We start from the raw sequence: 23,676 nt of genomic DNA, 5'->3' as shown, positions 1-23,676 counted from the left end.
TAACCAGCTACTTATTAGTAATTGGTATTCCTAACCATTGACTTAATTCCGCTGCTAACCATTCAATTTCGGGTTTGCTCAGATATTCTTTTGTTTTACTGCTAATAGTATATTCTTTAGTCCCCGCCCAAATAGTTAAAGCCATCGGCACATAAACTCGATCGCCATCGTCATCTTTGGTATGATAACCATCAGCTTTCACCAGTTTATTAATATGTTGCCGTGCCATTTTCTTTTTGCCCGGAAGTGTCAAACCCAAAATTCGCTGAATGGCAACAATTTCTTGACTATCAATAGTGATAATTTCCTCCCCTTTGAGACAATAAATAATCCCGCCAAGCATTCCTAAACCCACAAACCAAAAGGGCAAGGAAAAGAGCAGAAAAAACCAACTCATCCACAGAGGAATAGAAATGGCTCCTCCTGTCCATACTAATAAAAAAGCATTCCAAGCGATGGCAAAGGTTCCAGGAAAAATTAATTTAGGGGTAAAACCTTCGGGAGGTAAAGATATTATAATTTTCTCCCCGCTTTTTTGCAACTGTACCCGACTCCCGGCGGGTTTTTCAAGGTTTGAGGAAGTTAATTGCATTTCGTGGAGAGTATTTAAAGCTTGATTTGCTGCCTGTGCTGAAATAAACCTTTTCTCGAGACTAGGTTCAATTAACTGCCCTAACCAATGAACAAAAGCAGGACTTAAATTGGCTAAATTATTTAATTGAATTTTGCCATCTTTTTGGGGTAAATCGGCGGGATGAATGCCTGTAGCTAGATAGATTAAAGTGGCTCCTAAACTGTATAAATCAGAAGCGGCAACGGTGCGACCACCGAATTGTTCGGGTGGCATATAACCGTAGGTTCCGACGATAGTTAAAGTAGCCTGTTCCTGTTGAGCAACAGTCTGGACAGAACCAAAATCAATTAAATAAACATTACCGATACTATGGCCAGAGCGATCTTTTAGTAAAATATTACTAGGTTTCAAATCCCGGTGAATAATTGGCGGATTAAGTCCATGGAGATAAATTAAAATACCTAGGATAGATTTAGCTAATTCTTGCAGGTCTGCTTCACTAAATTTGCGACCATTTTCTATCTGTTCCTTGAGAGATTTAGCCTCGATATAACTCTGAACAAGGGCAAAACCTTGATAGGTATCGGTGCGAACTTCAAAATAGTCGATATATTCAGGAATCGAGCGACAATCTAGATGTTTAAGAGTTTCGGCCTCCCGTTCAAAGAGTTTTAAATCTGTCCATTCAAAATCGGGACTGAAGATTAATAATTTGACGACAACAGTAGTACCCGTTTTTAGATCTTGGGCGAGAAAAGTGCGTCTTCCGGTTTGTTTACCTAACTGACTTTGAATTTGGTATCGATCGCTTAAAATTTGCCCTAGCAGCATACAATACATGGGTGCATCTCATATTTGTTTGTTACTTTCTCTCACTCTCTCACTTATGGTGAGCAGCAGAAGTTATTCAAAGAGGGCGAATGCAATTCGCCCCTACAATAATAATATTATTGTGCCAATGGTAGGGGCGCACCGCGTGCGCCCAAAAGCCCAAGCACCCAACGCCCAAAATGTCATCTAGATATTTCTCCAAAATTGAGATGCACCCCAATATATTCCTAGGATAATCCTAATTATGGGCTAATCGAGAAATTTCTCAACCGCAAGCTAAGAAAAAGGAAGTTTGACCGAATCATCAAAACTTTAGCGTCTCCCAGGATAACTGCGGCGAAATTCAATTATATCGCCCGTTTTTCGCCAATTCCTGGACTAGGCTGAGGGATGTATTTTTTCAGGAGACCTCTTGTAAAAATCAAAAATTGTTGTTAGGGTTAGGAGTCAGTAGTCAGTAGTCAGGAGAATTAAGAATGAATAATAATCAATTAAATGGTCTATTTACAGATTTTATGCAATTTAATCCTTATTTTTGCCGTTTTTGAACCCTGAAAAATTAATTATGCAAGAGGTTTAGGTTAAAAGAGAAAATAGGCATCAGAAAAGAAAATTAGTCCCTCTCCGTCTGGGAAATTTTAGTACAAATGTTCAGAATCTCAACTGCGGCGCTGCGATGTAGTCTGAAGGCGTAATTAATCTCTTGAGCTGCTATCAGGTGAGAATATCTAAAATACTGGATAAATTTGACATAATCAGAGTTTGTACGGATATTGTAGTCGTCTGTTGTCTTTTTTCTCCTCCTGTCTCGGAGTCTCCTGTCCTAAGGGAAGATTTTCGATTTTTACAAGAGGTCTATAGTCAACAGATTGGTGTACAAGGGAGCAGTCAGTTTAATTCCGATCGAGGTGGAGTTTCCTGATATAGTTTTAAAAGCAGTCGGTTCAAGACAAAAAGACATGGTTACTAGGGGCGAACGAGGAGTAGAAGTGAGGAAAAACGAGAGCTTTTCTCTGGCTTCCTATCTGGAGGAAAAGCGGTTAATTGTCGAGTCAGCTTTGGATAGCTCTTTAGTTATCGGCAATCCCGCCAAAATCTACGAGGCGATGCGCTATTCTCTCCTCGCTGGCGGCAAACGTCTGCGACCAATTTTATGTCTGGCTACCTGTGAATTGATGGGGGGTTCCCTGGAGATGGCTTTACCCACCGCTTGCGCCCTAGAAATGATTCACACGATGTCATTAATTCATGACGATTTACCCGCCATGGACAACGATGATTACCGACGCGGGAAATTAACCAATCATAAGGTTTTTGGCGAAGATATCGCTATTTTAGCTGGGGATGGTCTCCTGGCCTACGCTTTCGAGTATGTGGCTACCCAGACTCGTAATGTTCCCCCCGTACAGATTTTAGAGGTAATTGCTAGTTTAGGTCGCACGGTCGGGGCAGCGGGTTTGGTGGGAGGTCAGGTTTTAGACTTGGAATCTGAAGGAAAACCCGATATTTCGGCAGAAACTCTCGGTTTTATCCATACTCAGAAAACCGGGGCCCTGTTGGAGACTTCTGTGGTGTCGGGGGCAGTTTTAGCGGGGGCAAAAGGGGAAGATATAGCTAAATTAGCCCGTTATGCCCAAAATATTGGCTTGGCTTTCCAAATTATCGATGATGTTCTCGATATCACGGCGACAAAGGAGGAATTAGGCAAAACCGCCGGCAAGGATCTACAGGCACAAAAAGCTACCTATCCTAGTCTCTGGGGGATAGAAGGGTCCCGCCAGCAAGCTCAACAGTTAATAGATAGTGCCATCGGTGAATTGAGTAGCTACGATGAGGCCGCTGAACCTTTACGGGCCATCGCCGAGTATATTGTTAATCGTAAAAATTAAATTAAACGAGTGAGATTATGCAGGACTTCCAGCAGGTGTTACACAATCAAATACTGCTAATCTCTCTTTTAGCTTGTTTCACTGCCCAGGGACTAAAAGCGCTGATTGAGTTAATCCGCGATGGTAAGGTGAGTCTGCGCTATCTAGTCTCGTCGGGGGGAATGCCTAGCGCTCACTCGGCGCTGGTGGGGGCCTTGGCTACTGGGGTAGGATTACAGATGGGTTGGTCTAGTGCCGAATTTGCCATCGCTGCGCTTTTTGCGGTTATTGTTATGTATGATGCGGCCGGAGTGCGTCAGGCAGCGGGAAAACAGGCCCGGATTCTCAATCAAATTATCGATGAAATGTTCCAGGGAGGCAAGGAATTTAACGAGGAACGTTTAAAGGAATTAATTGGTCATACTCCTTTTCAAGTGCTGGTCGGTTTAAGTTTAGGTATCGGTATCGCCATGGTGCTGCTCTGTCGTTAATTGAGGTGTTTTCTGGGGTTGAGATAAACTAGATTTAATAACTAAAATCTGGGGTAATCACTCATGTTACAATGCTTAAAAATTGAAGGCTTTCGCGGTTTTCAGAATTTTGAGATGGCCAATCTTGGTCGAATTAATCTCTTAGTAGGTAAAAATAATAGCGGTAAAACTTCTATTTTAGAAGCGATTCAGTTTTTGTATGCTCAGAATAATATAGATATATTTCTTGAAACTATTAGCTATAGAGGTGAGTTTGGTTGGTCAGAAAGTAATCTACCTAGTCGCACTAAAGTTTTTGAAATTTGTCATTTATTTCATGGGCATGAAATCATCCCAAGTAAAAAAATTATCATCAGTGGATATGGCAAATCCTATCTAGCAAGTGTTACCATTTCTGTTGAAAGCATTCCTATACAACTATCTTTATTTTCAGACAAAAATGATGATCTAAATCAAAATAATGATCACAATTTCGACAATGAGGAATGGGGTAAACTTCTTTTAAGTATTGGATGGATTGGCTCACAAAAACCTATTGAAATGGAACTTCTTGCCAACGGTACTCTTGCCAGAGATTCTATAAGAAGAATAGCTAGTTTAAGCAGAATTTCCCATAAAATAGGTATTGATAATAAAATTGAATTGAAGTTCTTAACACCATTTTCTCTAACAAGTTCTGATATGGCAGCACTTTTTGATAACATTGTTCTCTCTCCTTTAGAAGATTTAATTATTGAATCTTTGAAAATTATTGAGCCAAAAATTGAAAGGATAGCCAGTGTTGGTTCTGGCAAGTATTTAACTTCAAATAATCTAGGTGTTAGAGGTGGGTTTTTAATCAAAATTAAAAATCATGATCAACCTATACCTATTGGCAGTTTAGGCGATGGATTTTGGCGAATGTTAGGATTAGTTTTAGCGATGGTTAACATTGAAAATGGAATTTTATTAGTTGATGAAATTGATAGCGGATTGCATTTTACTGTCATGACTGATATGTGGAAAGTAGTCTGGGAAACCGCCAAAAGACTCAATATTCAGGTATTCGCCACCACTCACAGCCGCGATTGTTGGCAAAGTTTAGCCGAATTAATTATCGAAGAAAAAATTGCTGATAATGAGATTACTATTCAAAGGATAGATAAGGACAAGGAAAAAGCAGTTTCCTTCAATACTAGACAAATTTACCTCGCTTCTGAAAGAGATATTGAGGTTCGCTAAAAATGACCAAAATACATCCTAAAAAACTCTTGGTAGAGGGAAGAGAAGAAATGAGAGTTATTCCCGAATTAGCAGAAGCTCATGGCATCTCTTGGGGAGAGAAAAAAGACACAGCTATTATCTATATTAAACCAGCTGATGGTATTGATAATTTACTCGATCGGGATAATATTTACAACGAAATCAATGATAGTGGACTAACTCATTTAGGAATTATCATAGATGCAGACGAAGAACCTGATAATCGTTGGCAAAGTTTATATAATGCCTGTTTACCAAATATCCCTAACTTACCTCAAAATTTACCAGCAGCGGGATTAATTATAACTCTAGAATCGGGTATAAAATTCGGTGTGTGGATGATGCCCGATAATCAATCGAGAGGGATGTTAGAGACTTTTTTAGCCTATTTAGTTCCCGATAATAATCTTTGGCAATATACACAAAACAAGGTGATAGAGGCAAAACAACAAGGGGCAACCTATAGGGATTATCATCTAGATAAGGCTAATATTCATACCTATTTAGCTTGGCAAGATCCGCCGGGGAAACAACTGCACGATGCAGTCAAACAAAGAATACTTAATCAATCCCATCCCCAATCAGCAATTTTTTTGAGATGGTTACAGGAGTTATATGAGATTTGAGAGAAGTATGGATCGACATGGGAATGAAAGCCCGATAATATTTCTCTGTGCTTTGTTAGATAAAACCTCTTGCAAAAAGACTTAAATTAATCGTGCCGCGGGGGTTTATCGGTCTGAGAAGCCGCCGGAGCGACCTTGGAAGTGGGGGGGATACCTTTGAGGGAAATGAGCGTATTCATCACCGTTTTTGCCACAGGAGCGGCAACAGTGGAGCCAAAAGTATTGGCACCCTTGGGTTCATCCACCACCACCAAAACCACATAACGGGGCGATTCGATCGGTAAAATCGCCACAAAACTGGTAATTTTAGCGTTAGGTAGATAACCCCCCGTCGGACTAGCTTTTTGTGCGGTTCCCGTTTTACCTCCGATGCGATAACCGGGGATTTGGGCTGCTACCCCCGTCCCCTTGCTGACGACGGTTTCCATCATTTCCACCACTTGCCGGGCTACGGTGGGAGAAAAGACTTTTTTGCTGGGATAATCGGGCTGCCAGTGCAAACGGCCGCGGTCGTCGGCTAATCCTTTGATCAGATGGGGAGTTACCAGGGTGCCACCATTGGCCAGCGCACCGTGCAATTGTACTAATTTTAAAGGCGTTAGGGATAAACCTTGACCAAAGGAAGCGGTGGCCGATTCAATGGCATTATCGAGAAATTCTGGTTCGGGTTTGAGATATCCTGCCACTTCTCCGGGTAAATCTACGCCAACCCTTTGATTTATTTCCAATCCTAATAAACTTTTATAGAAATCAACTCGCCCCATTTTTTGGGCAATTTGCACCATGGCCACGTTACTAGAGGTTTGCAGGACTCGGGCCATATCTAGCGCCCCATAACCCTGTTTAGAGGCATTTTTAATCGTCCAGGGACCGACAGTAATTGCCCCCGGATCATTGACTACTGTACTAGATTGAATTGCCCCTGCTTCCATGGCCAAGGCGATAATAATTGGTTTAAAAGTTGACCCCGGTTCGTACTGATCGGCTACGGTCCAATTTTTAAATAGAGCCACATTGGCTTTATAGTATTCATTGGGGTTAAAAGTTGGCTCACAAACTAGGGCTAAAAGAGAACCATCAAGGGAGTCCATAACGATGACGGCTCCCCGTTTAGCATTAAATTTCTTTAGCTGTTCCCGCAGGGCTGTCCGGGCGGCTCTTTGTAGTTTTAAATCGAGGGTTACTTCTAACTGTAATTCATCAAATTGAAAGATACCATCGGGAACAAAAGCTGGTAAAATTCGCCCGTCTCCCATGCGTCTTGTATTGACAGAAAAAGGAGATCTTTCTAATAACTGACTGGAACCTCTCTCTAATCCTGCTTGGCCACGATGTTCTTTGTCTACATAGCCAATCACGTCGGCTGCTACATCGTCTTGGGGATAATAACGAGCGTATTTTTCCTCTAATTCTACACCGTCAAGAGATAATTGTTTTAAGCCCCTAGCCACGGATTCGGTTAATTGATTGGCTAAACGAATTCCTGTTTCTTTTTCTTTAAATCTTTGCATCAGTTGATTAGTAGGAATATTTAATAAAGGCGCTAATTTATCAGCCACTTCTGCGGCCGGAATAGCAAACAGTTTTGGGTGTACATAAAGAGTATAAATCAAGCGATCGGTCGCCAAAACATTGCCATTACTATCGACGATCGCCCGCCGGGGAATATAGGGTCTAATACTTGTAGTTTGCTGTTGTCTGGCTCTTTTTTGTAATTCCTGTGCTTGTACTATTTGTAGTTGGTACAAACGCCAAGCTAAACCCAAAATACCCATCACTAAAATCAACCACACCGCCATCAATCGCCCGTTACTTAAAGGCAATTTTTTTAACTGTTGTTGCCGTTTTTTGTCGTTTAAATAGGACTTTCTGTCCCGGATTCTCCCAGAGGGCGATCGAGTTTCTTTACCTCTAAATCTGGGTCTTTTTGTGTCAGTCATGAGAAGTATATTTCAGTTATCAGTGAGCAGTAAGCAGTAAGCAGTAAGCAGTAAGCAGTGAACAGTAATCAGTAAACAGTAATCAGTAAACAGTAATCAGTAAAAAGACAGTAGGAAACTTCTATTTAATACTGCACAGTTAAAAACTCACATCTGATAACTGTTAACTTACCCACTGCTAACTGATAACTATTAATAGGCACTTCTTGGTCGAGAATTGACGGTAGATTGGGGTTGAGAAGCGGGGGCCGGTTTCAGGTTAGGAGCAGATTTACGCTGTAAAAAGATAGTTTGGAAGGGTTGGGGATGAGTTAATCCGGTTTCGGGTTTTTCTGCTTGTTGAGCTAGTTGATGTTTAAGGGTTTCATTGGTGGCCAAAAGATGGCGCTCGTGACGTTGCAGTGTTTCCAGTTTAGCAAATTCTTTGTCCCAAACCTTGGGAATATATACCGTCCAAGCATATATTCCCAGAGTCGAACCCAACAGACAAAAAGTAATCACGGCCACTATTCTTTCTAGGAGGCAAAGGGAACGTAATTGACGCGAGGCCACTTGTTTTTGTGTCGGGGCCACGGGAACTCTCGCCACCGATTTAGTCGCTGGTTTGACGGTGGGAGTCGGGGGGGATTGAGTAACTGGTTTAGTAGTGGGGTTGGGGGAAGTTATCCGCGACTGGGGACGACGTTGAGTCGCTTGGCTTTTCTGGCCAGGAACGGGAACGGGAATATAGGACTTATGGGCAGCAGACATGATTTTCTCTCAATATTTCTAGCTAGTTGTCGTTGTCAAAAATTAAGTTTCTCAAATTAGGAGTCGGTCATCAGGAGTCAGTGGTTCGTGTTAGGCGATGGATGGGGTTATAAGGGATGAAACCCTTATAGAAAAAGACATTGCTGCGATTTTTGTCAATTGTTTTTGCGCTAGAACGAACTAATCAATTAAGTCTCTTGCCAGATAAGAATTTAGTCGATCGAACCATGCCAAGTAACGAAGAACCATATTTAATTGATAACTGTTGCCTTTTTTCCTTTTTACTTTTTCCTTGAAAATCACTGTTCTAGTTCTAGACGTAAACGATATAAGATAGTTTGCGGATGAACTTGAGCAAGAATTTGATTAATCACTGTACTCGGTCCGGATGCCCCCCAACTACAACCGCGTTCTAGATAGATTTTGGCGGCTTTCCCGATGATATAGGTTCCATAAGCGGCAATTGCTCCCTGTAGGAGAGCGGTACTACCGTAGAGGGTTAAAGAGGTGGGATTTTCAAAAATACTCGCTGCTGCCGCTGCCGTTTTGCCCAGACCGATAATCACACTGCCGAGGATTTCCCCCACCAGCAACCCCGCACTACTAAAAAGTAGAGTCCGCCAGAGTTGACCGGCTTGGTGACTGGTAATCGGCAAGCCGTACAAACGAGCTAAAGCCCGAACTAGAGTCAAATCGACGATTGAAGCCCCCAGTAGGTCTAAAATAGCGATCGGATTAGCCGCAATCGCTAAAGCCTTATATTTCGCGTATTGCCAGATAATTTCCTCTGCTTGACTGTCCAGGAGTTCCAGGGTTTTTTCTAGCGATATTTTCCTCCGCTTCTTGCCCTTGCACTAAAGCATTTAAGGCCAGCAGCGATCGCCCTTCCCGATTTAAAATCGTTAAGAGTTTATCTTGCAGCTCCTCAATTTGGGGGGGAGGGGTTTCCCACTCACTCACCACGCGCCCATCGGGGTATTCCACCCGGACGGGAATCGGTTGCGGTTCGGCGGCTACCATAACTATCTCATCGGTAGTTAACAAATCTTCTAACGTTTTTTCAGCCCGATTGGTTCCTAATCTCTGTAACTGCTGAAAAATCTGGCGGCGATCGGCTTCCGGATAGAGGTCAATCTTATTAAACACCAAAATGAGCGGTTTTTTTGCCCGGCGCAATTCTGCCAAGGCCTCGTATTCGGTCCGGGTAATATCCCCCGCTACGATAAATAAAATCAAATCGGCACTTTTAGAGACTTCCCGGGCCATATTCGCCCGTGCTTCCCCTTCAATCTCATCCAATCCGGGGGTATCGATTAATTCTATCTGAATTTTACCCGTGGCTGCTGTCCAACGCACCGATCGCGGCCAGCGTGTCACCCCGTGCAGGGGTCCGGTTGCCAGGACTTTTTGACCGACTAAAGCGTTTACCACCGAGGATTTACCGCGACTGACTAACCCGAAGGCCGCCACCCGAATCACCGTTTCATCCAGTTTATCTAAGGCCGATTTGAGGGACTGCAAATCCTGTTTAACGGCGGCCTGAAGTTGGGGATTGGGGGGATAATTCCAATGGCGGCGAAAACTGGCATACCATGTTAAAGCCTGTTGTAAACTAGCTTTAGCCTGATTGTAATGAGTTTCCTCGAGGGAAGGGGTCTTGGTCACGGTTGATTTTTTAACTGTTTATTGATGCTGCTGCCTTTATTGTAGAGTTTCGGGGCGGTAACTTAGATGCAGTTATCTGGGGTTAGGGGAGATGGGGAGACTTTTCAGTGATCAGTGAACAGTGATCACTGAAAAGAAACCAGCGAAGCTCAAGGGGAGACAAAGAGGTTCAAAGGTAGGCAGGATAAAGACTCTAGCCAAATGGCACTCAAAGAAATAGGGGGGTTATGGCAACTACTCAAATTATTCTTGCTCTGTGGTTGAGGAAAAAAAACCTGTCCCTAATGCCGATGTTAACCAGAAAAGGGACAGATTGGCTCAATTGCATGAGATTATTTTCAAGGGCCAGAGGGCATCAGGAATTACATCATACCCATGCCGCCCATGCCGCCCATGCCGCCCATGCCGCCCATGCCGCCCATGCCGCCCATGCCGCCCATATCGGGGGCTGCGGCTTCTTTAACGGGTTTTTCGACCACGAGGGCTTCCGTAGTTAAGACCATACCGGCGATGGAAGCGGCGTTTTGAACGGCTGACCGTACTACTTTAGCCGGATCGATAATTCCGGCGGCGATTAAGTCTTCGTACTTGCCGGTGAGGACATTGTAACCGATGCTAAAAGCGGTATCGCGCACACCTTCCACGATCACATCCCCTTCCACACCGGCGTTGTTGGCTAACTGACGCAGGGGGGCTTCTAGGGCTTTGGCGACGATATCGGCGGCGACTTTTTCCTCATCGTTAGTCAAAGAAGCTTTGAAAGCCTTCACCTTAGAAGCCAGGTGAATCAATGTTGTGCCACCGCCCGGGACGATACCTTCTGCCACGGCGGCTTTGGTGGCATTGAGGGCATCTTCGATGCGGAGTTTGCGATCCTTGAGTTCGGTTTCTGTGGCTGCTCCGACTTTAATGACGGCCACACCGCCGGCTAATTTAGCGATGCGTTCCTGTAATTTTTCCTTATCGAATTCGGAATCGGTTTCTTCTAGCTGTTTTTTCAGTTGGGCGAGACGTTTCTGCACATCGGCCTTATTGCGGCTGTCTCCGGAGGCGACAATAATTGTATTGTCTTTTTCTAGGGTAATTTTTGCCGCTTGCCCTAGCAGATCGAGGCTAACGGTGTCAAGACTTAAGCCCACTTCTTCGGAAATCAGACGACCGCCGGTGAGAATGGCGATATCTTGTAAAACCGCCTTGCGACGTTCCCCAAAACTGGGGGCTTTGATGGCGACGACATTTAAGACTCCCCGGGCCTTGTTGACCACGAGAGTGGCTAAGGCTTCGCCGTCCACATCTTCGGCGATAATTAATAGGGGACGACCTTGACGGGCAACGGCTTCGAGGACGGGGACTAATTCAGCGATCGCACTGATTTTTTTATCGGTAATCAGGATCAGGGGGTTGTCGTACTCGACGATCTGTCTTTCTTGATCGGTGATGAAATAGGGAGAGATATAGCCGCGATCGATCTGCATCCCTTCCACTACTTCTAATTCGGTGGTTAGGGATTTCGATTCTTCCACGGTGATTACGCCATCGGTGGTGACTTTTTCCATGGCGGTGGCGATCATTTGTCCCACTTCTTCGTCGTTGCCGGAAGAAACGGTGGCCACTTGAGCGATCGCATCTCCAGCGATCGGTTTAGCGACGGCGGCGATTTCTTCCACCAGATAGGCGATAGTTTTGTCTAGTCCGCGTCTTAAGGCGACGGGATTGGCCCCGGCGGTAACGTTTTTCAGACCTTCTTTAATTAAAGCTTGGGCGATGATGGTGGCGGTAGTGGTGCCATCTCCCGCTAAATCTTTGGTTTTTGAGGCTACTTCCTGAATTAACCTCGCTCCGGTGTTTTCGAGGGGATCGGACAATTCGATTTCTTTGGCGACGGTGATGCCGTCATTAACGATCTGGGGGGCGCCGTATTTCTTTTCTAACAAGACATTGCGTCCTTTCGGACCGAGGGTGATTTTTACTGCGTCGGCCAAGGCGTTGACACCTTTTTCTAGGGCGCGACGGGATTCATCTTTGAAGGCAATGATTTTGGACATAGTATCGCTGTTGTGATAGGACTCCTTATAGTTAATTTAGCACTCTTAGGGCTTGAGTGCTAACCCCGGTGTGCGGTTATTGAGGAGATAACGATGTTGAGGAGATAACGGTGTTATGTCCCTACGGCAGACTGAATTGAGTTAAAAAAATAAAAATTTATCAAGATTTATTAATAATTGCGGAAAATCAATGATAACTATTGTAGCATCGGGAAGCTAACAGAATTTTAGCCCATTTTCGCCTTTTTTTTAGGAGAAGACAACCATGATTAATCTGAATCCTGCTATCGAACAAAAAATTAATCAATTTATTCTGGAAACCCAAAATAAATTTAGTCAGGATAAATCAGCTACCCTTGCTAGTTACCAAACAGAAGCGACAAATATCACTCAAGAGACTCAGAATTTAAGAGATGAACTTATTCAAAAACTAGGTGAATTAACTTTTTCAGACCCTTTACCTAGCAGAGAAGAATTAGAAAAACAAATAATAGCTCATACCGATCAGCTTGTGGAGACAATCCACCTTTTATCTACTGGCAAAATTTCAGAAACTCCTCTTGATACTTTAAGCCAAGAAACTGATAGTTTAGTTACAACAATTACTATTGTATTCGATGCTAATGCTAACGTTCCAAACTTGCCAAAACTCAAGGAAAAGCTAACTGCTTGGCAAACAAAAGTTAAAGATACTTTGGTTGAATTTTCTGCCACTGTGGAATTACAACAGAAAAATGAGTCTTTGATTGCTGAACTGAAGGATAACTTAGACAAATATAGTTCAATTCCTGAAGTAGATGAACCCTTTGAAAAGTTAGTCAAGGAATTTAAAGATAATTTTGCACAACTACAAGAAGCAAGTGTTTTATTTAAAAATTTAGACGATTTAATCAATGAAATTCAAGCTAGAGATGAGGTGATCAAACTAAATAAAAGAATTGATACTTTGCTGGAAAGAACCAAAGAACAAGTAGCGGGATTCCCTCCAGAATTAGACCGGGAAGTACAGGGGGAATTAGCTAAATTAATTACAATACTAGGGATAGCGCAGGTAGAACTCATGAACATTTCCAAACCTTGTGATATCATGCAAGTAAAGGCGGTGGTAGATGCTGGAGAAATTGCGATTAAATCTTTAACAGGTCAACCTAATATTAGGTTGGCACAAAAATTACGCTATGCTGCGAAAACGGGATTAAGAAAAATTCAGAACGGTTCTGGGTTTATTTCAGCAAACTTCAGAGATAATCTTTTCCATTCTTTCAGAATACCTACAAAAGTTTTAATTGGATTAGCGTTGGCTTTCCCTGTAAATTGGGTTATTATGAAATTCTCTCCAGTGAACGAGTTACTTTCCTTACCTCCAGTCATAAAAAAATCTAGTAGCCAAAATACTCAGGGAGAAGGTAGCCAAAATACTCAGGGAGAAGGTAGCCAAAATACTCAGGGAAAAAATAGCTCAAATCCCAAGGACGGAGTAATAACAATACCTCCAGTCATAAAATCTAGTAGCCAAAATACTCAGGGAGAAGGTAGCCAAAATACTCAGGACGGAGTAATAACAATTATACGTTTGATGTGGATAACAGGCACTTTAGGGGGAGGAGTTAGTCTTCTAGCTCGTTTGCAAGACTTTGATGATCCCAAAAATCAAAAATATGACGATGACTTCTTGCCATTTGCAATTGGTTTAACCAAACCCATTTTAGGGGGAAGTTTCGCTTTCTTTATTCTGCTAATTCTTAACTCTAACATTTTTCCCATAGAAATTCGGCCTAGCACTAAAGGTACGGGTGATGACACCTATTTATATGGACTTTTGGCAATGGCTTTTGTGGCTGGATTTAGCGAACGTCTTGTTCCCGATTTAATTAGTCAAGTAGAGAAAAAAGTGACTGTAGAGGCTAGTTCCACTGGACAGGGACTACCTCCAACGATTTTGATCGCTCCGCCTATCAAAAGTTTAGCATTAAATGGAAGCCAAGAATTTACCATTAACCCCGTTGGTAACTACACCATCACAATCTCACCGCCAGAAAGCGGTAAAATTGATAAAAACACCACTGATGCCAAATTTACCTACACTGCACCTGCACAAGGAAAGGCTGGGGATACAATTACTATTACTGCCACTTCTGATTCCGGACAAACTGCCAAGGCTACTGTCACTTTAACTGTATAAAACTTTACCAAGTAACGACGTGGGAATCATTAGGGGTTAGGGGTTAGGTGTTAGTCGTCTTGAGGGGAAGGGAAGTCGTCAAGGGTACAGTCAAGCAATTTACAAAGTTTCTTAAATTGATTGATGGTCAGGGTAGGGATAGTGACTTCCCTCTCCCAATTGCTGATCGTCTGTTTTGAGACTCCTAATGTTTTCGCTATGTCGTCTTGAGACAGTGATCGAGACCGTCTCTTAATTACTGGAGTTTAGACTAAAAAATCAGACTGTAAAGTCTAGTCTGATAATTAGAACGCATAAAAAAAAGACTTAGCTTGTCAGAAAAGCTAAAAATAAGGCTAATTTATTCATTAGGGGCTTTAATCTGCCTCTTTTTTGTCTTTTTTCTGTCGAGTTACTGTCTTTTTGACCACTGGATAACGAGGTTTTTTCTTCCTTTTCTTACCCTTTTCCCAACCTGGGGACTTTCCGCGGGGTTTTGGTGGTTTGGCGGGTGTGCCTATCACGGCTAAAAGTCCCGCAAAGCCTTGTGCCACTCGTCCGGGGGTTAACTTCTCCAGGGGTTGAGGCTTCTGCCACGGCAGCGGGTTGTCCTCTATCATTTCACGAGCTAACCATAATTGCCAAGTTAAAATTGGCATCAAATTACTCCATCTCTGCCCGCTTTCTGTATTTCCCAATTTCGCTTTTGTCCAATGTAATCTTTGTTTAACAAATCGATTCCAATGTTCAATAGCAAAGCGTTTTAAATAAAGCGACCATAAGGACATTAAAGAAGGTTGTTCGGTTCCAATCCACGCTAACCACATTGGTTTGGCTTCTTTTTGGGAAAGTCCTTTCCCTTGGCGTTGAATCAAAATGATTTCCATCGGATGCTCCGCCGATTCATAGAAATGAAATTGGCTCCATTTTTGAATTTTAACGACTCCCCAAGTTGAATCATTGATTTCAATTGATTCAATAGGAATTGCCCAAGTTATGGGATCAGACAATTTCATTTTATGTCCATGTTTCTTCGGTCTTCCTTTTCCTTGATAGGCAGGAGCCTTAGCAAAAACACAACGGTTAGGACGTAAACGCATTAACTTATCCGCATTTATCTCGGATGTTAGTTTTACGAAATTAGCGCACCCATACTCACTGTCCCACAAAGTTATGGGTCTTTCTTCGAGATGTCGGCATACTTGTTTAAGTTGTAAAACGGCTCTAGTTATTGGCGTTTCATGAGAAGTAATTCTCTCATGTCGTAAGGGCAATGCCCAACTGCCTTTTTCTTTTGGTATCCAGGCTAACGTACTGTAACCATGACCTAACGTAATTGGTTTTCCTGAAATAACTTTGGCCCCGTGTTCATAAGTTCTGTCTTTTAACGTTGGAGCTTCAGTTCTGGGCCAAGGTGTATGATCTCCTGCCAAGATTATCCGTTGTGATGGTTCGGATCTGGGGATTTCGCTAATATAGAGTTTCATCAATTTGTTGGTTTTAGGCCGACAATCATCGAGAGCTTCATACAGGCTTGACCACTTTCGTCGAAATACTGGTGAAAGCGATAATTCAACCAAAGAATAGACATTTTTCGTGACAAGAATGGCATCCATCAACTCGAAAGTGCTATCTTTAGCTGGCCCTAGTAGTTGATAGACTTCATTTCTAAAATCCTGGAGTTTCTGAGTAGATTGATTCAAGTTTTTTGATTATTTGACAATTTTATCCCATTATCTCCTTTTTTTGACTCCCTGTAGTCTTCTTATCATTAGACCAAACTGTGCAGTTTGGTTGCAGGTTGAGTTAGTCTAAACTCCAGTTAATTAGAAACCATTGTGAAAAGGTTAACTCCATTACTTGACTCAACATTATCGAAATATTTATGGGCTTAATTAAGCCCGTAGGCACGGCTAAGGGCAACTTCTAGAGGTTAGGCTCGATCGCTTCTATTCTCGTTAATCTGTCGGATGATTTCAATCATTTGAGCGTGTCGATCATCCATTCTCTCTAGATGCCGGTAAAAATCGGCTTGAGTCTCATAAAAATCTGATTGTGCGCTTGCTATTCGAGCTAGGTAATCGCAAAGCCCTTTTTTCTCCTGTTTCCGTTCCTCGCGGTCACTAGCGACGGCCTCAGCTAGGGCTTGAATAGCGCGAGCGTTCGATTCCACTATTCTCTCGATCCGCTCTAATCTGTCTTCTGACATTTTGGTAAACTCCTAATAGACTAATTTCTTGTCCCCCACCGATGCCCGTCGGATGGGGGAATAACTTTAATTATGGGCTTTTCGATGCCAACGCTGAGGAGTCTTAATCTTTTCACTCAATTACTGATAACCGATAACTGGTAATTAATCCTCTAAAATCCAATCATTCTCGATTAGGTAAAGATTGTCCTAAACTATCTCTATCTCTCGGTTTCCGTGGTTTTCGATGGTGATATTGGCATATAAATCATCGAAAAACGAGACGGCTTCTTTTTTGTCTTTAGCGTTGACCGTTACCTCTATCTCAAGCTTGAGTAATCCTGTAAATTCTTTCATTTTTCCTCTCCTATGAAAAGGGAAAAATCCCCCCATTTTCTAATCAATTACAGCGCGAATTTCTTTTGAGCAGAGAGATAGAGGGTGGTAGCGATCGCGCGTCGATCTTCCCCATCGACTCCCAAAGTTTCAGCCTGATTTAAGCATAAACCGTAAAGTTTAGCTATATTTTGGCTGTATTGCGCGATTTCACGCTTTTGATTGGGAGATAGGAAAGATTGGTCACTCTCGCTCGTTTTTTCGCTGGTTTTATCGATTTTATGGTCATAAACCGGCTTAACAGGTATGGGGGAATCGGGCAGGGTTGGCCTAAGTTGGTTAGATTGGGATTTTCCACTAGGGAGGTTTTTCCTCTTGAATCGATCGCAACTTGGATCTGGCTATTTTTGATCAAATATTTGTGGCTGTAGGAATCATCGCCGGGCTGCCATAAGGTGATTTTTTCCCCTTAATCGCGAGCGATCGCGTCGATAACGGTTCTTTCTCCAAATTTTGTGGTTACGCGCCGGGGGGAATCCGTGACAATTGCGTCAATATAGTCATTTCAATTAAGATTGAGAATATCAATCCCAGATTTCATAAGGGTTTTGTCGGTCTAGACTGTATCAGACTTATCTGAAATGACTATAAGTTTCATCGTGGTATCATCCTTTTGGTTTGAGATTTTACGAGAGAGGCGATCGCACTGAGTGGAATTGGTAGCGGTCGTTTTTCTCTATATTCTTGGTATATACTTAGGTCTATACACTTGTCAATACATTTTATATATAAGATTCTTATAGAGAGTGAATTTATTAAACAGATTTTTTTTATATACAGGATAATAGATTAAAGTCTATAATTTATACAGTATAGACATCAGTATAGAATATGGCTAAAAATAAAATTCTGGCAACTTTTAGAGTTGATGAAGACGATTGGGAAGCCTTTAAGCAGTGGTCTGAAAAGCGCGGCAATAGTGCAAGCGGTGAAATCATAAGATTTATTGAATCGGCACTAGGGAAGGCAACCCTAGACGATATGGACACAGTAGATAAAAAGATAGAAGCGGCGATCGCTTCGCTACGCGCCGAATTGGTAGGAGAGATCGCATCAACGAAAAGATAGGAGTTTAGGCAATGTCTAACGAAACCGTGACTTATTCCTTAGAAGCTGTTCTGACAAGGATTGAAGGGAAAATAGACAGTTACCAGAAAGATGTTAGTCAAAAATTCGACAAAATCGAGGAACGTCTCACAAAGTTAGAAATCGGGCAGTCTGAGTTAAAGGGAGATATTAAAGCCTTAGATTCTAAGGTAATAGAGACAGAAAAGCGCATTAATGACCTAAATGGAAGGTTGAATATTACAAGTAATGCTTTTCTTGGCATTGTCGGAATTTTGGTGACAGGAATACTGACCATACTCGGAAAAATAGTTTTTTTTCCTAACCCCTAACCCCTTGATTCCCTGACAGGGGGACAAGAAGGCTGAAATCCATATATCATAAGCTTTTCATGGTTTTAGCTCGAAAAAGTTCGCCGCACCATATCTCACTTATTAATAATAATTCCTAGTAAGCTTGCTCCTATCCCTAATTCTTTCGTTAGCTTTTTGCCTAGAATCGCTAGATCTATTTCTAGCGAGAGAAGCCAGAAGCCTTTGTTGGCAAGTTTTCTAGCTCGCTTGTCCCCCTGTCAGCTTGATTCCAGTGCCGTGACTTGGTAATAGTTTGGAATTTAGGAGTAGAAAAATGAGTAACAATCTCACCAAAGAAGCAACCGAAACCACGGCCGGCGACATTTACACGGACTTGGTAGCGATCGAGCGTTATTTGTGGTTGTTTAAAAAAGACCAAGAGAGCCTTCTAGTTTGACAAAAAAAGTATAACTCCCAATTATCCCGATTTCGGGTTAATGGGAATGGCCAAGGCTTGAACTTGAATTTTTTTTAACTCGGAAACTAATCGAATCGCCTGCTGTTCGTAGAGGGGGGCGCTGAGGGTCGCTGGCAAATTTTCCATGAGATCGCTGGCGGTTTTCAGGGGACAATTAGAAAAACGACTGATCACGGTGGGCGCTTCCGCGGCAATATTGCGATTAAAGGCTTTTTCCACCCGCACGCGCCAAGTTTTGGGAGTGCGACGACCCTGTTCCACCCGTCGCAGTCCGTTGATGGTGGCCAGCACCACAATGCGATCGCCGATGCGTAAGTTGAGATAGTCTTCGGGCATTAATTTCGTGGTTTCCCGTTCTCGTTGGTGTAGGATCGGCACGACTCGATAACCGTAGGCAATATCCCCGATCGAGCTACCATTGAGAGTATCTCCGGCTTCGATCTCGTATTCCGTCACCAGAATCGTTTTTTGCGCCCAACGGAACAGATAGATGATATTTTCTCCGAAAGCGGCTCCCGTAAAGGCTTCTGCCGCTACGGTGTTGGTTCCTAAAATGTGAGATTGAGGCAGAATTTGACTTAATTGTTGACTAAGGTTGTCGTCGGTGGTGCGGATGACTAAGTAGCTTTGGGGGTTGAGTTTGCGGGTGGTTAGAGCCACTTCTAAATTGAGGATTTCGTCATCGGTAACGATCGCTATACTTTTGGCCCTATCTAAATTGACATTTTTTAAAGATTCTTCGATATTTCCCGTCATCAGGGGCATTTTTGGCAGCATAGTCGCATCAAAATCCCTATTTAAGCTGACCCCGACGATCGCCTGTTGCATTTCTAGTAATAAATTAGCCACTTCTCTGCCGACTCGACCCAAGCCAACAATAACGATATGATTCTGTTGGGGAACTGGGGGACGGTTAGGGATAAATTGAAATCTTGATGATAATAAGGTTTCTGTCAAAATGGCGTAGAGAACCCCGATAAAAGCGGTTCCAGCCAAAGTTAAAAAGAGACTAAATAGCTGCATCCACCAGGGGACTGCATTTAAATCTTCGGGGTTAGAAGCACCGAAAACATCACCGTAACCACCTAATAAAAGAATCGCCGTTCCTGAAAGAGAGGAAATAAAGGAAGCTCTCGGGGCGTAGAGATGGAAAAGAAAAGTCCCGATCATTACTAGCAAGATAATAATAAATACTGACATGAAAGCCACCCGGTGAATTTGCTGCTGAAAACTCAATTGCCAGAATTGTTGTATTTCTTTGAGCAATTTTTGCCAAAAATGCCGCAACTTCTGGCGAGAATTTGACGGTTTCTGGCGGGTAGCATCGATGTTTTGATAGGTAGTTTCGATGGTGGTAATGGTATCACCGGCCCGGATAGTGGTGCTGGGAGACCATTGATAAAATCCAGCCCTTAAAGGTTCATCGGGGGCTGTGTGTGCTAATAGACGACGGGTGGGGGTATTTAAATCACCTAAAAAGCGATCAATCAAACCATCTTCGGGGCTAATTTGTCTCTGGATAATCCGCAATTTCTGACCGTCGAGATGCAAAAAACCGAGGGTTTCTGTGCCTAAAGTGGCTAAAGCAAAGGCATTGGCGGGTAGTTGGGTGGGTTCATAGGCGATAAAATTGCCTAAACGTTCCTTGAGTAGCTCATTGAGATTATCTTTAGAAGAACGCACCACTAAGCGGGTAAGGGGATTTAATTGCCGAATAATTAGGGCAGTGGTGGCATTAATTCGCTCATCACTGGTGACAATTAAAGCAGCCCGACAGTGCTCGATTCCCGCTCTTACTAAAATGTTTTTTTGACGGCAATCACCGATAATTATTTCCTCTAATAAATCGGGAAAATCATTAATTTCCCAACTGGGAGGCTGTATTAGTTCGATACCGACCACGCTAACCCCAAACTCTTTTAAAGACTTGACGCAGTGTTGTCCAAGACTACCCAATCCACACACTAAAAAGCGATCGGCTAACTTGACATTCCCAGGGACAAAGCTGAGAGATTCTTGGTTCATAGATTCTGCTTGTCTTAAAAAATAGAATGCTTTTTCAGACTTTTAATCCCCTCTTAATCCACTTTTAATCTCTTCTTAATAAGGGGAGTATTAGACAATTTTTACCCCACACTTGATTATAACATACCAGCGTTTTTATTGCGTACCCGTTGATACATTTCTTCCATATTTAATTGGGAGGCAACGAGATAATAAACTCCAGCAATATGTTTACAGGGATTTTGCCAATCGGGACAGGAACAATTGGTTCAGCTTTTTTCTGAGGGAAAAACCTAAATAGTGATTTCAGCTTTCATCGACTTGACTTTTAAACTAACTTCGGGATGAGACTGCTTTAATCTCGCTTGATAAACCTGAACATTGGTTCCAGCTTTTGGTACTCTAGAAGCCACGATATAGCATTCTTTTTTGGATTCTTTATGTCTTTTTTGTAAGTAAGAATGATTTAGAGTTGACAATAATTGATCATAAGCTTGTTCAATATTTTTACCCTTAAGTTCAATATAAAGAGCCAAGGGACAGGGAACATCAATTTCTAACAGCCAGTCGCATCTTTTTCCCTCGATGATTAAACAATTATCTATTTTTATCTTAGTAATTAATCTCTGACTATTATTATTGACGATGAATTCTTTCCCATTTTCCTTAACTTTGACTATTTTATTCTTATTGCATTCAGAACAGTGACTAATATCCATTATTGTTGAGCCTTTCTTTCTAAGATTTCTTCAAACTCTTGACTAAGTTCATCGGAGACAGCATCGAGGTTATTGATACCAATCAAGTTCACCTCTGTATCTAAGATACTTTGAGTTTGTCCATTGCTAATTGTGTAGGCTGACACATCTTGAAATTGAATAGTATTTTTATAATCTAAAGATTTTTCCGCTTTGACAGGCTCAACGTTAGCCGCCATGATTTTATTATTCAAAGCCGTGAGAATGTAGGGACTATGGGTAGTGAGAAAAAAACGACAATTTTTATTAGCATAAAGTAAGGTAAATAGTTCTACCATATCTCTTTGAGCGGAGGGAAAAAGATGGGTTTCGGGTTCCTCAATAAAGAATTGGTTGGATTCGGAATCAGGAAAAAACGAGAAAACTAAGAGAATCAATAACATTGGTAAGGCTTCTTGTTGTCCGCTCGAAGCATCAATTAAGTTTATCTTTCTCCCATCGGCATGATAAAGCCAATCTTGATCTTTCTCTCGCGCATAGCTGCCTGATAGAATCTTTTCGCTAATTAATTTAATTTGATTATAAAGTTTTTTATCATCTTTTTTATCTTGGAATAAACTTTCTGATTCGTTAATTATTCTGTATAGGCGTTGAGCATTTTCATAATTAGAGCCAAAGTTGATAATGAGAGGATCAAGATCAAAATTATTAGCTAAAAAGGCAAAAATATTATTGGTAAAGTATTTAACAAAAAGAGTGCGACTAGCTGGTACAAATAAAATCTTTGTAGAAAAAATTTTTTCATTGCCTTGAAAAAAATCAGCAATATTTTTGTCCACACATTTATTCAGATCTGAATAAATATCTTGAGTGACTATATTGTTATTGCTTTTGGCAATTTTACTCACTTGTCTAATTGTTGTATTGTAAAACTTTTTAAAATTATCTGAATAGGTAAATCGTAGTTTAAAATAGCCAGATTTGTCCTTATATCTTTCAATCAAAAAGTTCATGTTATCCAAACGATAAACTATTTTAAATACTTGCTCTTTCCATGCGTATTTAGGAAAGAATTCCTCAAATCGCTTCTGTATGTGCCTTTTGAGTTCTTGCTGATCTTGAAGATTAGTGACTAATAATTTAACTTGATAAAACAAAAATGTCTGAAATAAAAAAACTAATTTAGCAATAATACTTTTACCAGTGGACTGTTCACCGATGATAACATTGATTTTTTTAATCTCTATTTCCGCATACTTAATAATCAGAAAATTTTCAATAATCAAGGATTCCATTGTTTCTCTCTTATGTCCAGTCTCATAACAATACTAACAGGTTAGGGGAAGATTTTCAATCACTGTCAGTTGTTGACCTGTTTATTCTAATCTACCCTCCTATGGATAGATACCTAAGTCAAAAAGTCAGCAATTTAGCTACAGCGTTTCTCATAAAGATAAAGTGTAACCTAATTTGGCATCGACTCCTGAATCCTGATTCCCCAAAAGGAAAACTTATATTTTTTTAAAGTATCCCTGCATTTTTATTGCGTACCCGTTGATACATTTCTTCCATTACCTCGATAAAGGAAGTATCCTTATCCCAAAATGCAGGATAATCACCAGCTTTTTTAATGACAATTGCGGGAATAGTTGCGGATTTAACTAACTGAGGATTTTCGGGTAAACGGTGATGAGAGTGCCAAAATTCTTTGAGATCAATTGTTTCTAATGCTGGTATAGTTTCGGGTTTAGTGTGATAGGAAGTGACAGGGTTAAGAGGAATTTTTTCCTCTTGGATGGAGGAGGAAAGCAGCTTACCGAGGGGAGTTTTTGCTAACTCTTGCAGTAATTTTTGACGGGAGATACCCCGTAATTCAAATAAGAGGAAAGGATCCTGATCTAATTGGGAAGCAACGAGATAATAAACTCCAGCAATATGTTTACAGGGATTTTCCCAATCGGGACAGGAACAATTGGTGATAAAATCCTTTTGACTGTGGGGTAATAAGTGCAGATTAAGATCGCTAAATGCTTCATCAATATTATCGGGAACTTCTTTAAGCAGCAGTTTAGAGATCATACTCGCTCTTGAACCAAGATTATATAAAGCTTGTGACCACTCTGCTTTAGTAATTGGTTTAATCTCGATACTCACGCTATACAAAGGTTCTTTGTAAACCCCAAAGTAGGGATTAATGGAACCTCGCACCTGAGCAGTAATTAAATTACCGTCAATTTTGTAATTCTTGACTTTATCATTTTTAGCGTAGGAACGTCCTCGACTCAAACGCGCTGAGTCGGTAAATTCCTCTAATGCTTCTATAAAGCGTTGTCCCCACCAAGTTTTACTAAATTTATTCAT

The 23,676-nt window shown here is 41.6% G+C and carries 20 protein-coding genes and 2 pseudogenes; 8 read left to right on the top strand and 14 right to left on the bottom strand.

The window, feature by feature from the left end; genetic code table 11:
* Positions 1–7: 7 nt before the first annotated feature.
* Positions 8–1,405 carry a serine/threonine protein kinase gene (locus GQR42_RS16980; protein WP_158202502.1) on the bottom strand — a complete coding sequence of 466 codons (1,398 nt, stop codon included), beginning with the start codon at positions 1,403–1,405 and terminating at the stop codon, positions 8–10.
* 959 nt (positions 1,406–2,364) lie between these two features.
* Here GQR42_RS16980 and crtE point away from each other — a divergent pair.
* From crtE to GQR42_RS16960, 4 genes are all read left to right on the top strand, one after another.
* Entirely contained in the window at positions 2,365–3,294 is a 930-nt protein-coding gene (crtE, locus tag GQR42_RS16975; protein ID WP_158202501.1) for a geranylgeranyl diphosphate synthase CrtE, read from the top strand.
* A gap of 17 nt (positions 3,295–3,311) precedes the next feature.
* The gene (locus GQR42_RS16970) at positions 3,312–3,764 is read left to right on the top strand and encodes a divergent PAP2 family protein (protein WP_158200848.1); all 453 of its coding nucleotides are present in this window, start codon (positions 3,312–3,314) and stop codon (positions 3,762–3,764) included.
* 63 nt (positions 3,765–3,827) lie between these two features.
* Positions 3,828–4,985, top strand: a complete 1,158-nt coding sequence (locus GQR42_RS16965) for an AAA family ATPase (RefSeq protein WP_158200847.1) — start codon at positions 3,828–3,830, stop codon at positions 4,983–4,985.
* Positions 4,986–4,987: 2 nt separating this feature from the next.
* Complete coding sequence (locus GQR42_RS16960) at positions 4,988–5,632, top strand: DUF3226 domain-containing protein (protein ID WP_158200846.1); 645 nt, start codon at positions 4,988–4,990, stop codon at positions 5,630–5,632.
* Positions 5,633–5,718: 86 nt separating this feature from the next.
* Here the strand turns inward: GQR42_RS16960 and GQR42_RS16955 are convergent, their stop codons facing one another.
* From GQR42_RS16955 to groL, 4 genes and pseudogenes are all read right to left on the bottom strand, one after another.
* A complete protein-coding gene (locus tag GQR42_RS16955; protein ID WP_158200845.1) occupies positions 5,719–7,572 on the bottom strand; it encodes a peptidoglycan D,D-transpeptidase FtsI family protein in 1,854 nt (617 codons plus the stop codon).
* Between the two features lie 192 nt (positions 7,573–7,764).
* Positions 7,765–8,322: a hypothetical protein gene (locus tag GQR42_RS16950; RefSeq protein ID WP_158200844.1), complete on the bottom strand. Its 558-nt coding sequence runs from the start codon at positions 8,320–8,322 to the stop codon at positions 7,765–7,767.
* Between the two features lie 299 nt (positions 8,323–8,621).
* A pseudogene (locus GQR42_RS16945) lies at positions 8,622–9,987 on the bottom strand (GTP-binding protein).
* 362 nt (positions 9,988–10,349) lie between these two features.
* The gene (gene groL, locus GQR42_RS16940; protein WP_158200843.1) at positions 10,350–12,032 is read right to left on the bottom strand and encodes a chaperonin GroEL; all 1,683 of its coding nucleotides are present in this window, start codon (positions 12,030–12,032) and stop codon (positions 10,350–10,352) included.
* Between the two features lie 265 nt (positions 12,033–12,297).
* Here groL and GQR42_RS28935 point away from each other — a divergent pair, with 265 nt between their 5' ends.
* Positions 12,298–14,214, top strand: a complete 1,917-nt coding sequence (locus GQR42_RS28935) for an apolipoprotein A1/A4/E family protein (RefSeq protein ID WP_233271054.1) — start codon at positions 12,298–12,300, stop codon at positions 14,212–14,214.
* Between the two features lie 50 nt (positions 14,215–14,264).
* Here GQR42_RS28935 and GQR42_RS30070 read toward each other — a convergent pair whose 3' ends face one another.
* The 4 genes from GQR42_RS30070 to GQR42_RS16910 form a co-directional block, all read right to left on the bottom strand.
* Positions 14,265–14,450, bottom strand: coding sequence for a helix-turn-helix transcriptional regulator (locus GQR42_RS30070; protein ID WP_158202500.1), 186 nt, complete (start codon positions 14,448–14,450; stop codon positions 14,265–14,267).
* A gap of 120 nt (positions 14,451–14,570) precedes the next feature.
* Positions 14,571–15,896, bottom strand: coding sequence for an NF041680 family putative transposase (locus tag GQR42_RS16920; RefSeq protein ID WP_158200842.1), 1,326 nt, complete (start codon positions 15,894–15,896; stop codon positions 14,571–14,573).
* 230 nt (positions 15,897–16,126) lie between these two features.
* On the bottom strand, positions 16,127–16,402 hold the full coding sequence (locus GQR42_RS16915) for a hypothetical protein (RefSeq protein ID WP_158200841.1): 276 nt from the start codon (positions 16,400–16,402) through the stop codon (positions 16,127–16,129).
* 189 nt (positions 16,403–16,591) lie between these two features.
* Positions 16,592–16,738 (bottom strand): hypothetical protein, encoded by a 147-nt coding sequence (locus tag GQR42_RS16910; RefSeq protein WP_158200840.1) that lies wholly within the window; start codon positions 16,736–16,738, stop codon positions 16,592–16,594.
* An 870-nt stretch (positions 16,739–17,608) separates the two neighbouring features.
* Here GQR42_RS16910 and GQR42_RS16905 point away from each other — a divergent pair.
* From GQR42_RS16905 to GQR42_RS29560, 3 genes are all read left to right on the top strand, one after another.
* Positions 17,609–17,845: a hypothetical protein gene (locus GQR42_RS16905; RefSeq protein WP_158200839.1), complete on the top strand. Its 237-nt coding sequence runs from the start codon at positions 17,609–17,611 to the stop codon at positions 17,843–17,845.
* An 11-nt stretch (positions 17,846–17,856) separates the two neighbouring features.
* Positions 17,857–18,174 (top strand): DUF4164 domain-containing protein, encoded by a 318-nt coding sequence (locus GQR42_RS16900; RefSeq protein WP_158200838.1) that lies wholly within the window; start codon positions 17,857–17,859, stop codon positions 18,172–18,174.
* Positions 18,175–18,469: 295 nt separating this feature from the next.
* Entirely contained in the window at positions 18,470–18,592 is a 123-nt protein-coding gene (locus GQR42_RS29560; RefSeq protein WP_257792584.1) for a hypothetical protein, read from the top strand.
* Positions 18,593–18,613: 21 nt separating this feature from the next.
* Here the strand turns inward: GQR42_RS29560 and GQR42_RS16895 are convergent, their stop codons facing one another.
* The 5 genes and pseudogenes from GQR42_RS16895 to GQR42_RS16875 form a co-directional block, all read right to left on the bottom strand.
* Positions 18,614–20,638 carry a potassium channel family protein gene (locus GQR42_RS16895; protein WP_158200837.1) on the bottom strand — a complete coding sequence of 675 codons (2,025 nt, stop codon included), beginning with the start codon at positions 20,636–20,638 and terminating at the stop codon, positions 18,614–18,616.
* Positions 20,639–20,799: 161 nt separating this feature from the next.
* Positions 20,800–20,886, bottom strand: a pseudogene (locus GQR42_RS28930) (SWIM zinc finger family protein); the annotation flags it as partial.
* 24 nt (positions 20,887–20,910) lie between these two features.
* Positions 20,911–21,336 carry a hypothetical protein gene (locus GQR42_RS16885; protein WP_158200836.1) on the bottom strand — a complete coding sequence of 142 codons (426 nt, stop codon included), beginning with the start codon at positions 21,334–21,336 and terminating at the stop codon, positions 20,911–20,913.
* On the bottom strand, positions 21,336–22,610 hold the full coding sequence (locus tag GQR42_RS16880; RefSeq protein WP_158200835.1) for an AAA family ATPase: 1,275 nt from the start codon (positions 22,608–22,610) through the stop codon (positions 21,336–21,338). The genes GQR42_RS16885 and GQR42_RS16880 overlap by 1 nt, the downstream gene beginning before the upstream one ends.
* A gap of 226 nt (positions 22,611–22,836) precedes the next feature.
* On the bottom strand, positions 22,837–23,676 hold the full coding sequence (locus GQR42_RS16875) for an SWIM zinc finger family protein (protein WP_158200834.1): 840 nt from the start codon (positions 23,674–23,676) through the stop codon (positions 22,837–22,839).

This window comes from Microcystis aeruginosa FD4 (genome assembly GCF_009792235.1).
GTDB lineage: Bacteria > Cyanobacteriota > Cyanobacteriia > Cyanobacteriales > Microcystaceae > Microcystis > Microcystis viridis.
Note: the sequence above shows the minus strand (reverse complement) of the source record. Positions and strands in the feature narration are given on the sequence as shown.

Bases quoted from the DNA above. Each gene is read 5' to 3' on its own strand.
- GQR42_RS16980 (WP_158202502.1), bottom strand. From the start codon at position 1,405: ATGCTGCTAGGGCAAATTTTAAGCGATCGATACCAAATTCAAAGTCAG.
- crtE (WP_158202501.1), top strand. From the start codon at position 2,365: ATGGTTACTAGGGGCGAACGAGGAGTAGAAGTGAGGAAAAACGAGAGC.
- GQR42_RS16970 (WP_158200848.1), top strand. From the start codon at position 3,312: ATGCAGGACTTCCAGCAGGTGTTACACAATCAAATACTGCTAATCTCT.
- GQR42_RS16965 (WP_158200847.1), top strand. From the start codon at position 3,828: ATGTTACAATGCTTAAAAATTGAAGGCTTTCGCGGTTTTCAGAATTTT.
- GQR42_RS16960 (WP_158200846.1), top strand. From the start codon at position 4,988: ATGACCAAAATACATCCTAAAAAACTCTTGGTAGAGGGAAGAGAAGAA.
- GQR42_RS16955 (WP_158200845.1), bottom strand. From the start codon at position 7,572: ATGACTGACACAAAAAGACCCAGATTTAGAGGTAAAGAAACTCGATCG.
- GQR42_RS16950 (WP_158200844.1), bottom strand. From the start codon at position 8,322: ATGTCTGCTGCCCATAAGTCCTATATTCCCGTTCCCGTTCCTGGCCAG.
- groL (WP_158200843.1), bottom strand. From the start codon at position 12,032: ATGTCCAAAATCATTGCCTTCAAAGATGAATCCCGTCGCGCCCTAGAA.
- GQR42_RS28935 (WP_233271054.1), top strand. From the start codon at position 12,298: ATGATTAATCTGAATCCTGCTATCGAACAAAAAATTAATCAATTTATT.
- GQR42_RS16915 (WP_158200841.1), bottom strand. From the start codon at position 16,402: ATGTCAGAAGACAGATTAGAGCGGATCGAGAGAATAGTGGAATCGAAC.
- GQR42_RS16910 (WP_158200840.1), bottom strand. From the start codon at position 16,738: ATGAAAGAATTTACAGGATTACTCAAGCTTGAGATAGAGGTAACGGTC.
- GQR42_RS16905 (WP_158200839.1), top strand. From the start codon at position 17,609: ATGGCTAAAAATAAAATTCTGGCAACTTTTAGAGTTGATGAAGACGAT.
- GQR42_RS16900 (WP_158200838.1), top strand. From the start codon at position 17,857: ATGTCTAACGAAACCGTGACTTATTCCTTAGAAGCTGTTCTGACAAGG.
- GQR42_RS29560 (WP_257792584.1), top strand. From the start codon at position 18,470: ATGAGTAACAATCTCACCAAAGAAGCAACCGAAACCACGGCCGGCGAC.
- GQR42_RS16895 (WP_158200837.1), bottom strand. From the start codon at position 20,638: ATGAACCAAGAATCTCTCAGCTTTGTCCCTGGGAATGTCAAGTTAGCC.
- GQR42_RS16885 (WP_158200836.1), bottom strand. From the start codon at position 21,336: ATGGATATTAGTCACTGTTCTGAATGCAATAAGAATAAAATAGTCAAA.
- GQR42_RS16880 (WP_158200835.1), bottom strand. From the start codon at position 22,610: ATGGAATCCTTGATTATTGAAAATTTTCTGATTATTAAGTATGCGGAA.
- GQR42_RS16875 (WP_158200834.1), bottom strand. From the start codon at position 23,676: ATGAATAAATTTAGTAAAACTTGGTGGGGACAACGCTTTATAGAAGCA.